Here is a 12,174-nt window from a genome sequence, read left to right as displayed (position 1 = left end):
TTGTGACCAATGTGCGGCGTGGTCGATCTCGGTCGATCACGCCGCTTTGTTTTTCGCAGGCTTGATCCGTTTTAGATCTTCGGCGCTTTCATCTTCGGCCTGTTCAAGATCGTGCTGAGCTTGCAAGTTCATCCAGAAGTTTGGCGTTGTGCCGAAATATCGGGCGAGGCGCAGAGCTGTGTCCGCAGTCACCGGTGTTTCTTCGCGCGCGAGTCGTTCTATCCGTGTGCGCGGCACGCCGCAGGCAGCGGCGACAGCGTAGGCAGACAGCTGCATCGGGCCCAGGAATTCCTCTCGGAGGATTTCTCCAGGATGAACGGGTGCAAGTTTGCGCGCCATGATCGCCTCCGCTTCAATGATAGTCGATGATCTCGACGTCCGACGCCGAACCATTGTCCCATCGAAAGATAATCCGCCACTGATCGTTGATGCGGATCGAGTGGTAGCCGACTAGGTCACCGCGAAGTGCTTCGAGGCGGTTGCCGGGTGGAATACGAAGGTCAACGAGAGCCGCTGCGGCATTCAATTGCACGAGCTTTCGCCGTGTAACGTCCAGCAGATCCGCAGGGAATCCTTTCGGAGCGCGTCTTTCCGCCAAAACGGCTTCTGCAAACCTACCCTTGAAGCTCCGGATCATAGACCGACCCTCATAATCCAGAATGTATCACGCTGTGATACCAAGTCAAGTTCCTGGCATATGTGATTGACCCTGATCGAATCTCATTCAGCCCGCATTCATCGGACTGGCGCAAAGCTCTCCCTCACACGTCTCAGGGAGGGATCGCGATGGAACGCCGTCATTTTCTGAAGCTCGGGCTGGCTTTCGCTGCGAGCGGTATGCTGGTTGCGAAGACGCTTGCCACCGCAGAGGCCGCACCACTGCCGCCTGTCGGACCGGCTGGTGATCGCAAGCAGGATAACGAGCCGCAGCCCGCGGTGGCGACGCAGGACGATGTGAATCGCCTGCAGCCGGAGCAGGTGCAATGGCGTCGCCGGCGCTACGGCTGGCGCAGGCGTGCATGGCGTCGCCGCTACTGGCGCCCGCGGGCCTGGCGTCGCCGCCGCGTCTGGCGCCGTCGTGTCTGGCGTCGCCGATATTGGTAGTGCAAGATCGTAGGATGGGTTGAGCGTCTTCGCGAAAACCCATCGGCCGAACGATGTGGCAAGCTCTGCCGATGGGTTTTCGCTTCGGCGCTGGCGCGCCTGCGCTTAACCCATCCTACGGGACCGAGCTTTGCCGCTTGTCCATCTCACCATGTCAAACAGCCACGTCCGTGAAATTTCTTGCGCGCACGCGCCGTCCTTGTCGCGTCCGCGGCGCGAGGTGGAGGTCCCTGGTTTCCCCCTCGACAGGAGAGGGGAATGACGCGCCAAGAAGCGCAATTTGGGTAGTCCATGCGATGTGCTCGGGCTGAAACGTCAGCCTCCGCCCATCGCAACGCCTCTCGGCGCGCCATCACGGGACTTTTGGCTGGAGGACCATTCTTTTTATGCACCGGCGCGTCCCTTACTCGCTGCCGTAGCAGGTTTCGGTTTCGCTGATCCCGACGGATTTCTCCGCCGTTCGCCTGTGCCGTCTCAGCCGAACTATCGGCAGCCCCTCTTAATGGGGGCGGACGGTGACCCCCGGCCTCCCGAGTCCTGCTTGCGAGGCAGGCCGCGGGCTCCGTATCCTGCCCCACCGCTCAAGACGCCCTCGAGAAGCGCCCCTCGTGAACAGGACAAGGAGGGGTATATTATCCTTTAGGAATTATGTCAAGGGGGCGATGATGGTTGCGCCCGTTCAATCTTGCGCGGTGTGCAAGCGAATGGGGTTGAGTCGTAGGATGGGTTGAGTGGAGGCGAAGAGCGCCGCAGCGATACCCATCACCGCCGGCGCATGCGGTGATGGGTATCGCTGACGCTCAACCCATCCTACAGCCACGCGCAACGACGATCCGCGGATCCATGCTAGACAGCAGCGTCCTCAAACGCTGCTGATTCATGCCCCATACCGAAGCCCTGCTGTTTCCCCTTGCAATGATTGCGCTGGTTGCTGAAGCGATGACGGCGGCGTTGGCCGCCGGACGGCGGAAGATGGACTGGCTTGGCGTCGCCATGCTCGGCTGCATCACCGCGCTTGGTGGCGGTTCGGTGCGTGACATGCTGCTCGGGCACTATCCGCTATGGTGGGTGAAGAGCCCGTATCTGCTGCTGCTGACGGGCGGGGCGGCGCTCGCCACCATCGGCCTCGCGCAATTCGTGCATCGCTTCCACACGATCTTCCTGCTGCTCGATGCCATCGGCCTCGTGGTATTCACGATCATGGGCGCCAATGTCGCCATGAGCATGAACCAGCCATTCCTGATCGTTGTCGTCGCGGGGATGATCACAGGCTGTGTCGGTGGCGTGATCCGCGATGTGCTGTGCAATGATGTGCCGCTGCTGTTTCGCGCCGAGCTCTATGCCAGCGTGTCGATCGTCACCGGGCTGCTCTATATCGGCGGCATCACCTACGGGCTGAGCCCGGATATCGTGATCGCGGTGGCATTCGGTGTCGGCCTCACATTCCGTTTGCTCGCGATCCGGATGAAATGGGAAATGCCGAAATTCATCTATGACAGCGACGCGAAGTAGAGGGGATGTGTCGGGCGGATGAGCCGAAGGCATCATCCGCGGTTCTTCGCCAAACGAATTCGGCCGGCGGATGACGCTGTGCTCATCCGCCCTACGCTTATTGCAGCCCCATGCAGCTGGCATAGAAGGTCGTCGTCGCCGGCCAGTCGGAGAACACGCCGCGCACGCCGACATCCCTGGCCAGCACATCGAGCACCGTCAGCGTGTCGCCGTCGCGGTCAATGGCTGGTTTGATGGAGCGATGGAAGAAGGCGCCGCCATTGGCAAGCGGTCCGTCACGCTCCAGCGACCAGGCGATCAAATCGAGGCCCGCTTCACGCGCTGTGCGCGCATAGGGCGAGGGCACGATGCGGCCGCTGCCGTCGAGCGTCAGCAGCATATAGATCGGCGGCGCCAGGATCGGCAGTCCCATGGCTTTCAGCTCCGGCATGGAGGGCCTCCATGTTTCCGGCCGCAGGTGATCGAAGCCGGGCGCCGCGTAGCGTCCGTCGAGGAAGACGGCTTGCTTGCCGAAGTCCGGCGTGGTGCGGAGCCACAACTTGATGTCGTTGAGATCAAAGCTTTGTGGGAATACGTCGCTGGCTGGAATGCCGGCCGCGCGATACTCGTCGAGCATCTGGGTCGCGTACTTTTCCTGCGTGTAGTCGCCATCGAACGGCATCGGGACTTCCGGCGCCTTCAGCTCCGGCGTGAATTTGGCGCCGAGGCTCTTGATCAGGGCGATGCTCTCGGCATGGGTCATCAGCGTGCCGGGGCTGGCATACAGATCGGTGCGCCAGCGCGGCGTGCCGTTCTGGTAGTCGGCCACGGTGGTCGCCGATGGATCGGCGGCGTCCATCTTCGCGCGCAGCGTCTTGAACTCGGCCAGCGTGATGTCACTGGTGCAGCATTTTGCGGAGGCCTTCTTGCTGGTGGCGGGATCGGCAGGGCTGAAGGGCTGCGTGCATTTGGCGGCCAGCGCCGGCACCGACAAAATATTGGTCGTGGTGTGCAGGTCGCATTGCGAATGCCGGCAGACGAGCTGACGATCCCTGGTGAAGGTGACATCGCATTCGATCACGCCGGCGCCCATGCGCGCGGCGGCGAGATAGGATTCCCGGCTGTGCTCGGGAAATTGCAGCGGCGCACCGCGATGGGCGATGGAGAAATCGCTCTTGCGAAACGGGCCGGTGCAGGTGCTGAGGCGCGTCTTCAAAGCGCCGTCCTTCATGGTGTCGGCGAGATAGAAGGGGCGCGGCCCGAGTTGCGGTTCGGTCGGTAATGGCAGTGTCTGGGCCACGGCTGCTGTGATGGAGAGGCCGGACAAGCCTATTGCGAAAAGGTGAAGCAGGGCGCGCGGCACGACAATCTCCATGGCAATGAACGGTCACTGTGACATGTCTTCGTGACGTCGTTGCAAGCGCTTTGCGGGCAACAAAAAACCCCGCACGAGGCGGGGTTCTTCTTCGTTGGTATTATGCGCGATCACCAGCGGCGGATGCAGCGGCCATAGGGATTGCGGAACATGCCGGGCGGGCAGAAGCGGCCGGGCGGCGGGCCCATGCGCATCGGACGGCAGAAGCCGCGCGGACCGCGGGCATAGCCGGGACCGCAGCCCTGAGCCACCTGAATCACCTCAGCGGTGTCGGCAGCGCTGAGGGGCGCTATTGGCATTGCGGCATTGGCGGCGCCGAAGCCGGCGACGGTGGCTGCGAACAAAGCCGCTGCAAAAATCTTTTTCATCGTCTTCTCCCATGGATGGTGCCGCGATGCGGCGCCGAGAATGGTGACATCGCGTCCCCGCGACCTAACGCCGGCATGGCGAAAATGTTGCGGCAGATCGTCGCTTCACGATGCGAAATCACGCGATTCCATCTGAACGGGAGATGAATATTTCGCCGGGGCTTGTGCGAGGCTGGCGGATGTCACGGCCTGGTGGCGAGAAAGCCCAGCATCAGCTCGTTGAATTTGGCGGGAGCATCCAGGAAGACCAGATGTCCGGCATTGGGTAGCACTTCGGCTGTCGCCTTCGGCATCTTTGCCGCCAAGGCTTTGGCCAGATCGGCATTCTGGCCCATTTTGGGCCGCAGGGCTTCCGGCGCGTTGGGTTTGCCGGGCGCGTTGTGATCGTCGGCGCCCATGATAAACAAGGTCGGCAGGCCGATCAGCGGGATCTCATGCGCCACGGGCTCGCGATAGATCATCTGTGCCGAACTGACGAAGGCGCGCAGCCAGCGCGGATAATCAGAAGCGCCCTTGATGTTGAAGCGGGCGTCGATGAACGGCGTCACCTGCTCGGGCGGGAGTTTGAGCGCATAGTTCGTCTCAAGCTGTTTGCGATAGCCCTCGGGCGTCAGCTTGTCCTCGGTCTCAATAATCTTCTCGGTCGGGGTCGGCGGCACGTAAAGACGATAGTCTTCGAGGCCGATCGGTGCTGCCAGCAGCAAGTGATCGATGCGGTCGGGATAAGCGCGGGCGATGCGGACACTCAGCATGCCGCCGAGCGAATGCGCGACGACGTCGAACCTGGCGATGTTGAGATGATCCATCAAGGCGATGGTGTTGCGGGCGAGGGTGTCGAAATGCAGTTCGCCCGCTGGTTTAGATGATTTGCCGAAGCCGATCTGATCCGGCACCACGACGCGGTAGCCCGCATCGTTCAGCGTCCGGATCACGGGCGCCCAATAGCTCGACGGAAAATTGCGTCCATGCAGCAGGACCACGGTGCGGCCGTTCGGCTTGGCAGATGGCACATCCATATAGGCCATGCGCAACTGCTCGCCGTCATTCGTCAACGGCAGCATCTGGACGGGGTAGGGATACTGAAAGCCTTCGAGGCCGATGCCATAGGGCTGGCGCTCCGCCGCAGATGCCGCATCATGCGGTGTCAAAGACAAGATGGCGAGCGATGCGAGCAGCAGCAGAGGTTTCATTATCAGATCCGGTTCGACGACGCGTGGTGACGGTCTGGTCGATGCCACTCTCGAAGTAAAATCACATCGCCATCACGATTTGCCGATCAGCCGCGAGCAGGCACGGCAAAACAGCGGGCGTCATGATGCCCGCTGCTTTGCCTGCCCATGCGCAAGCACTATTTTGCTGCGCCGCCCTTCGAGCTGTCGACCTCGGTTCCGGTCGGGCCGGATTGCGGGCCCTGCGAGCGGACGGGCGCCGAGCCCGTCGTCACGCCCGAATTATCCTTGGTCGGTGTCACGTCGCGCACACCGGGCGCCACCGGCGGCTTGGTGTTGGAGTCCGCGATATTGTTGGTGGGTGCAGGCGCCTTCGGCGCGCTGTCCTGAGTGGTCGGAGTCGATTGCGACGCTGTCTTGGTCGCGTCGTTTGGGTTCATCGATCCGCTGTTCAGGCCATAGAATACGACGCCCAAGATCACCAGCGCTGCGGCACCATAGGCCAGCATGCGGCCGCCCGATGCAGGGCCTTCCTGCAGTTCCGGGTCTGCCTGCAATTCGCTATCGAAACGGGTGGTGTTGCGTGTATCCGCAGTGTCCTGAACTGGGCGCTGGGGATCGTTTGGGTTTTCAAAATTCGCCATGTCGATTCCTCCTGTGCGAGGAAATAACCGCCGGGGCGGGCGCATGTTCCGATCTTTGTCACAATCGCAAGGTCGCGCATTTGCTGCTGTGCGGCGCTGCTGTCGCGCGGTCATCAGTTGTTAAGACCGGGCTGCGACTCTGGCGAAACTTGATTCGTAGCCGTGGCGCCTGACATGTTTGACACTATCATTCTTCTCACAGGCCCCTCCGAGCATTCCGTCTTCACGACGCTTCTGCGCGGCCATAATCCGCATCTCCATGTGGTGCCGGTGTTCACCGCGGCAGACCTTGCGGCGATCGAGCCCGACTGGCTGCGTCGCGCGCGGCTAATCTCCTTCACCACCGACGTGATCGTGCCCGGAGCGGTGCTCGATCAGCTCGGCTATGGCGCCTATAATTTTCATCCGGGGCCGCCGAATTTTCCGGGCTGGGCGCCGGCGCATTTCGCGCTGTATGAGCGCGCGCAGGATTTCGGCTGCACCATGCATCGCATGATCGAGCGCGTCGATGCCGGGCCGATCGTGGAGGTCGAGGTGTTCGCCATTCCGCCGGTCATCAGCGTCGGCGGTCTCGAAGAGATGACCTATACGCGGCTGGTGCAGATGTTCTGGCGCATGGCCCGCGTGCTCGCGACCCAGTCGGAGCCGCTGATCGAGCGCGCCATGCGTTGGGGCAGCAACCGGCAGACGCGTGCGGCCTATGAGCGTATTTGCGACATCCCGCTGACGATCGCGCCGGACGAGCTGAAACGTCGGGTCGAGGTGTTCGGCACCGACCATTTCGGCATCGTGCCCTCCATCGACCTGCACGGCTTCCAGTTTCGGGTGGTGGTGCCCGCGGCCGAGCATGACGAAGCAGCAAGCCCCGCCAAAGTCGGGGCCTGATTTTCTCGCCTATCGAGAAATCGACGTCGATGGCGAGGCGTGGTGCGCTGTCGGCTCGCTCGCGTGGCCTGTGATTCCGTAAAGCAGAAAACTCAGTACGATCAGCAGGGCGATCCCGATCACGGCCTTGGTCGGCTTGTGACTATGCTCATCGCCGCAGCGGGGATGATACTTGTCCGGATGCGCGTCTGCCTTGCGGTTGGCGAAGCCGGCCTGTGCCATCTGGATATTGGAAAGCTGGGTCATTCCATTCTCCTCGTCAGCTGCTACCGGGGTCCAATGGTCGATGCCGCCCGGATGTTCCGCGTTTTCCGTGCGCTCACGAATGTCGTCGTCGTTCTTCGAAATATTTCTGCAAAACCCGCGGAACCGATTGCATCCCGGCGCGTTTCAGCATCTCACCGTTCTAGGTGACGCTTCAGGGGCAGTAGTGGGATGAGTGCTGATAACGGCCGGGTCGCGACCGGCATCGCTGGTCTGGATACGATTCTGGGTGGGGGCGTTTTCGACGGCGGCATCTACATCATTCAGGGCGCGCCCGGCGCCGGAAAGACGATTCTCGGCAACCAGATCTGCTTCGCGCAGGCGGCGCAGGGCCGTAACGCGCTGTACATCACGCTGCTGGCGGAAAGCCATGCCCGCATGATCGGGCATATGCGGCGGCTGAACTTCTTTGACGAAGACGCGGTGCCGGACCGGATGTCCTATGTCGGCGCCTTCAAGACGCTGGAGGATGACGGGCTGCGCGGGCTGCTGGATGTCGTCCGCCGCGAGGTGCGCACCCGCAAGGCCAGCATCCTGGTGCTCGACGGCCTGATCACGGTGCATGAGAAGGCGCGGACCGAGCTCGAACTGAAGAAGTTCATCCATGAGCTGCAGACCCAGGCGGGGTTCAGCAATTGCACCATGTTCCTGCTCACCAGCGCCTTCGATGCCGATGCGCATCCACCGGAGCACACGATGGTGGACGGGCTGATCGAGCTGCAGTCGCAGCTCCATGGCCGGCGCTCGGAGCGTTCGATCCAGATCCACAAATTGCGCGGCGGCTGGTTCATGGGCGGCAAGCATGCCTATCGCATCACCGATGACGGCCACGCCATCTATCCCCGCATCGAGGCACTGCTGGAGACGCCGAGCGTCTGGGACAGCGCCGATGGACCCATGGTGCCGATCGGCATTCCCGGCATCGACAAGATGTTCGGCGGCGGCATCGACACGCATTCGGTGACGGTGGTGCTGGGGCCGTCGGGCTCCGGCAAGACGACCGCGGGCCTGCAGTTCCTCACCGGTGGTCCGGCGGAAGAGAAGGCGCTGTTCTTCGGCTTCCACGAAAATCCGATGGCGCTGCGGGTGAAGGCCAAGAGCCTCAAGCTCGCGCTGCCCGACAATATCAGCCTGATGTGGCGCCCGCAGACCGAAGCGGTGCTGGACGAGGTGGCGACGGAATTGCTCGGCACGATCCGGCAGACCGGTGTTCGCCGTCTGGTCATCGACGGCATCGAAGGCTTTTCGAAGCTCACCGACGAGAAGACCCGCATGGGTTCTTTTTTGTCGGCGCTGTGCAACGAGTTGCGCGCGCTCGGTGTTACGACTCTGGCAACGGCGGAAACCGACCATGCCGGCATGACACCCGGGCAGCCGCTCAAGGGTGTGAACCAGACCGGTCTGTCCGCTGTTGCCGAGAATATCATCGCGCTGCATCTCGCAGCCCTGCGTTCGGAAAACCATCGCCTGATGACGATCTTGAAATCACGCGACCGTCGGACCGATATGCGGATGCGCCGCTTTGAAATTCACGATGGCGGCATCGTTCTTGATGAGAACCACGAGCGGGCCGAACGCATTCTTCGCGATATTTCCAGTCAGGGATCGCAGCCGACGCCGGCCGCGGACCTCAAATTGACTGGAGATTAGCGGTGCGGACTGTCCTGATTGTCGAGGACGAATGGGCGATCGCCGACTGGCTGGAAGTGCTGCTCAGCGAGAGCGCCTTCAATGTGCTGGTCGCCGGCAATGGCCGCGAGGCGCTCGACATCCTGCATCGCGAGACGCCGGATCTCGTGCTCACCGATTTCATGATGCCGTTTGTCGACGGGGCAGGGCTGATCACCGCGATGCGCGCGGAGGAGCGATTGCGTGACATTCCGGTGGTGGTCATGACCTCGCTGCTGGAAAACGTCGTCCGCGACCGCGCCGGGCGTTTCCGGGCGTATCTGCGAAAACCGTTTCGCGAGGCGGATCTCCTGAAGATTATTGGCGAGATTTTTCCGGACCAGAGGTAGCAGAAGCTAATCTCGGCTAATCTGTGTTCCCCAAGCCTGCGTCTTCGCTGCATCTCGGTATGCACGCGGCGTTGTACCGCTGAAGCGTCTGAACATGTCTGACAAATGGCTCTGGCTCGAGAAACCAGCCTGGAAAGCTATTCTGGCGATCGAGTCGTTCGTGGAGATCAGAAGCCGCTTCGCGCATTCTATGCGTCGCCTGATGACATATTGATGTGGCGTCTCGCCATGGGCCGCCACGAAGGCATGGGCAAAGCTTGCCGTACCGAGGCCGGCTATCTGCGCCAGGATCGGTAGACCGAGATCGTCCGATAAATTATTTTCGATATGCATGCGCACACGCGTAAGCGCCGCTCCGTGGCCGGTCTGGGCGGCCAATACTGCAGGCGTCTCGGCACTCTGGCGAACGGTGTGATGGCGCAGCAAGTGGGACGCCGCTGTTTTCGCAAGGTCATCAACATAGGGGCAGTCGAGATCCGCATTGCGCCGTTCCAGCGCAGCGACGATCTCCATGCTGACTTGCTCAAGCAGCGGATCGACGAAGCCGACCTTGGGCAACATGTCGAGTTCTCTCGCCTGCATACTATAGATCTGCTCAGCGGCGCGTTCGACAAGCGATCCACGTAGATAGACCATCATGATGTCGGCCGTGCCGGTCAGCCGGAAGCTCGAGGCCATGCGCGTGGGCAATATACCGAACTGACGCGGACGAAGCGCGAGCGTGGAGATCTTTGTCTCTCCAGCAATGCGCCGTTCGATCCTGGCAGATTGCCTCAAGCAGTAAGCGAAGCAGATATGATCGATCGGGGCCAGAGAGCCCTGCCAGCGCCGTTCGGACGTCACCGAAGCATGGATATCCTTCCAGCCAAGGCCGTCGCTTGTCGATAAGACCTTGCTGCCAGCATCGAGTTCTATTGAGTGCGTCTCGCTGGCACGAAACGGCGAGACAAAATTGCCGCCGAGGGGCGGGCTCACGGCGTTCATCGGAAACCTTCCACCGCAATCTCGTAATTCTGGAAAACTAGCTCGGAAATCTGGAAGACGACAACGATCATCAGCGCGAAAACTGCGCAAGAAATCGACTGGACCTGCACATAAAGCATTCGTGCGCCGGTTCGTTGAGCAACCGCCGTTGTGCAGATGATCGGGTATTGAACTGACCGATCGGAATGCATGCCGGCCTGAATCAAGGATGGATCATGAGCGAGCCGGAAGTACTTGTTATCGGTGGAAGTCTGGTTGGTCTGGCGACGTCGATGTTTCTCGGGACGCATGGTGTGCCGTGTCTCTCGATTGAGAAGCATCGAGGAACGGCAATTCATCCACGGGCTGGATTTTTTCAGCTCCGCACCCTCGAAATGATGCGCGTCGCCGGAATCGATGAGCAGGTTATTGCAGCCGCGCATGCGATGTATGACCCGAATGGCGGCATGAACGCGGTCGAGACGCTGGCCGGACGAGAGATCGCCAACTACATTCCGGACATCAATCAAGGCATCGCGGACATAAGCCCGGCGCGTCGGCTCTTCATGCCGCAGCAGGTGCTTGAGCCAATCATCCAACGCCGGGCGGTCGAGCTTGGATCCCAGTTTCGCTACAGCACTGAACTCGTATCATTCGAGCAGGATGACGATGGCGTAACCGCCGTCGTCCGGGACGTCGACAGCTTGAAGGAAGAAAGTATCCGCGCAAAATACATGGTGGCCTGCGACGGAAATCGCAGCCCCGTACGCGAAAAGCTCGGTATCGCGATGCAGGGGCACCCAATCATGAGCCACAGCGTCACGATCTATTTTCGCGCGGATTGTTCACGCGCACTTCGCGGACGCAATCTCGGTGTTATCTACGTCAATAACCCGGAGGTCAGAGGCTTTTTCCGCCTGGAGAAGACAGGATTGGGCGGATTCCTGGTCGTCTTCACCACGGGTGATATCAAGGACCCCGCAGCGCGCCGGACGGCGGACGGCATAACCATTGAAAAGGCTGCGCAGCTCGTCCGAGCGGCTGTTGGCGAGGCTGATCTCGATGTGAAGGTCGAGGACGTTGCCAAGTGGGTGGCCGTTTGCCGGGCTGCCGAGACGTTCCAGCACGGTCGTATCCTGATCGCAGGGGACGCTGCGCACACGATGACGCCAACCGGCGGCTATGGCGGTAATACCGGCATACAGGACGCACATAATCTCGCATGGAAACTCGCTTTCGTCACACGAGGTGCAGCGGGGCCCCGCCTCATTGATAGTTACGACTCCGAGCGACAGCCGGCCGGTCGGCAGGCGATCGAGCAGGCGTATAATCGCTATGTCACGCGTTCAGATCCGGATCTCGGGACGGACGGAATGAAGAAAGCCATTCCCGACATACATATCGAGTTCAACCGCTATCGTTCCGATGCGGTCGTTCCGGATCCGGACGCAATCGACGATCAGATCGTTGATATCGATCCCCGAAAATCGTACGCCCTTCCTGGCACGCGCGCACCGCACATCATGCTGCGCCAAGGTGATGTCAAGATCTCCTCGCTGGATCTGTATCACGGTGAATTCGTGCTGATGGCAGGCGAAGCCGGCGAGGGCTGGATCGGAGCCGCCCGCCAAGCGAGCGAGCAAACCGGCGTGGCGATCAGGGCGCATGTGGTGGGTAGTCCGGGGTCAGGAGAAAAGCTGACGGATCTGCCGCCGTATCGCGAGAAGATTTCGTCGCTCTTCACGCCAGCCTTTCCGGTGGCCTACGGGATCGAGCCATCCGGGGCCGTGCTGGTACGTCCGGACGGCTACGTGGCGTGGCGTCAGAAGGCCTTCATGCCGGATGCGGCAGCATCGCTGTCAGGCGCGCTCACGCGCGTCCTCTGCCGCTGAC

General features: G+C 61.3%; 14 protein-coding genes. 6 read left to right on the top strand and 8 right to left on the bottom strand.

Going from position 1 to position 12,174, the window contains the following annotated elements; translation table 11 throughout:
* Positions 1-36: 36 nt before the first annotated feature.
* On the bottom strand, positions 37-339 hold the full coding sequence (locus AC1RQ5_RS19690) for a HigA family addiction module antitoxin (RefSeq protein WP_493201156.1): 303 nt from the start codon (positions 337-339) through the stop codon (positions 37-39).
* 13 nt (positions 340-352) lie between these two features.
* Entirely contained in the window at positions 353-637 is a 285-nt protein-coding gene (locus AC1RQ5_RS19685) for a type II toxin-antitoxin system RelE/ParE family toxin (protein WP_493201154.1), read from the bottom strand.
* A 149-nt stretch (positions 638-786) separates the two neighbouring features.
* Here AC1RQ5_RS19685 and AC1RQ5_RS19680 point away from each other — a divergent pair, with 149 nt between their 5' ends.
* Positions 787-1,104, top strand: a complete 318-nt coding sequence (locus AC1RQ5_RS19680) for a twin-arginine translocation (Tat) (RefSeq protein ID WP_493201152.1) — start codon at positions 787-789, stop codon at positions 1,102-1,104.
* Positions 1,105-1,983: 879 nt separating this feature from the next.
* Entirely contained in the window at positions 1,984-2,616 is a 633-nt protein-coding gene (locus tag AC1RQ5_RS19675) for a trimeric intracellular cation channel family protein (RefSeq protein ID WP_398479163.1), read from the top strand.
* Positions 2,617-2,713: 97 nt separating this feature from the next.
* Here AC1RQ5_RS19675 and AC1RQ5_RS19670 read toward each other — a convergent pair whose 3' ends face one another.
* The 4 genes from AC1RQ5_RS19670 to AC1RQ5_RS19655 all read right to left on the bottom strand — a co-directional run bounded on the left by AC1RQ5_RS19670 (position 2,714) and on the right by AC1RQ5_RS19655 (position 6,151).
* Entirely contained in the window at positions 2,714-3,964 is a 1,251-nt protein-coding gene (locus AC1RQ5_RS19670; RefSeq protein WP_493203488.1) for a glycerophosphodiester phosphodiesterase family protein, read from the bottom strand.
* 116 nt (positions 3,965-4,080) lie between these two features.
* Complete coding sequence (locus AC1RQ5_RS19665; protein WP_398479159.1) at positions 4,081-4,338, bottom strand: GCG_CRPN prefix-to-repeats domain-containing protein; 258 nt, start codon at positions 4,336-4,338, stop codon at positions 4,081-4,083.
* A gap of 182 nt (positions 4,339-4,520) precedes the next feature.
* Positions 4,521-5,528: an alpha/beta fold hydrolase gene (locus AC1RQ5_RS19660; protein ID WP_493201149.1), complete on the bottom strand. Its 1,008-nt coding sequence runs from the start codon at positions 5,526-5,528 to the stop codon at positions 4,521-4,523.
* A 158-nt stretch (positions 5,529-5,686) separates the two neighbouring features.
* On the bottom strand, positions 5,687-6,151 hold the full coding sequence (locus tag AC1RQ5_RS19655; protein WP_493201147.1) for a hypothetical protein: 465 nt from the start codon (positions 6,149-6,151) through the stop codon (positions 5,687-5,689).
* A gap of 174 nt (positions 6,152-6,325) precedes the next feature.
* Here AC1RQ5_RS19655 and AC1RQ5_RS19650 point away from each other — a divergent pair, with 174 nt between their 5' ends.
* Positions 6,326-7,036: a formyltransferase family protein gene (locus AC1RQ5_RS19650; protein ID WP_493201146.1), complete on the top strand. Its 711-nt coding sequence runs from the start codon at positions 6,326-6,328 to the stop codon at positions 7,034-7,036.
* A 9-nt stretch (positions 7,037-7,045) separates the two neighbouring features.
* Here AC1RQ5_RS19650 and AC1RQ5_RS19645 read toward each other — a convergent pair whose 3' ends face one another.
* The gene (locus tag AC1RQ5_RS19645) at positions 7,046-7,282 is read right to left on the bottom strand and encodes a hypothetical protein (RefSeq protein WP_493201145.1); all 237 of its coding nucleotides are present in this window, start codon (positions 7,280-7,282) and stop codon (positions 7,046-7,048) included.
* Between the two features lie 189 nt (positions 7,283-7,471).
* Between AC1RQ5_RS19645 and AC1RQ5_RS19640 the strand changes: the two genes are divergently transcribed.
* Together AC1RQ5_RS19640 and AC1RQ5_RS19635 are read left to right on the top strand one after the other, a co-directional pair.
* Entirely contained in the window at positions 7,472-8,950 is a 1,479-nt protein-coding gene (locus AC1RQ5_RS19640) for an RAD55 family ATPase (protein WP_398479151.1), read from the top strand.
* 2 nt (positions 8,951-8,952) lie between these two features.
* On the top strand, positions 8,953-9,318 hold the full coding sequence (locus AC1RQ5_RS19635; protein WP_398479149.1) for a response regulator: 366 nt from the start codon (positions 8,953-8,955) through the stop codon (positions 9,316-9,318).
* Positions 9,319-9,324: 6 nt separating this feature from the next.
* On the opposite strand, the gene AC1RQ5_RS19630 is transcribed toward AC1RQ5_RS19635, so the two are convergent.
* Positions 9,325-10,302 carry a helix-turn-helix domain-containing protein gene (locus tag AC1RQ5_RS19630; protein WP_493201143.1) on the bottom strand — a complete coding sequence of 326 codons (978 nt, stop codon included), beginning with the start codon at positions 10,300-10,302 and terminating at the stop codon, positions 9,325-9,327.
* Positions 10,303-10,517: 215 nt separating this feature from the next.
* On the opposite strand from AC1RQ5_RS19630, the gene AC1RQ5_RS19625 reads away from it, so the two are divergent.
* On the top strand, positions 10,518-12,173 hold the full coding sequence (locus AC1RQ5_RS19625; protein ID WP_493201142.1) for an FAD-dependent monooxygenase: 1,656 nt from the start codon (positions 10,518-10,520) through the stop codon (positions 12,171-12,173).
* Position 12,174 lies beyond the last annotated feature (1 nt).

It is taken from the genome of Tardiphaga sp. GW821-FHT12E02, assembly GCF_058807155.1.
The sequence above is the reverse complement of the archived record's forward strand: the minus strand, read 5'-3'. Positions and strand labels throughout refer to the sequence as shown.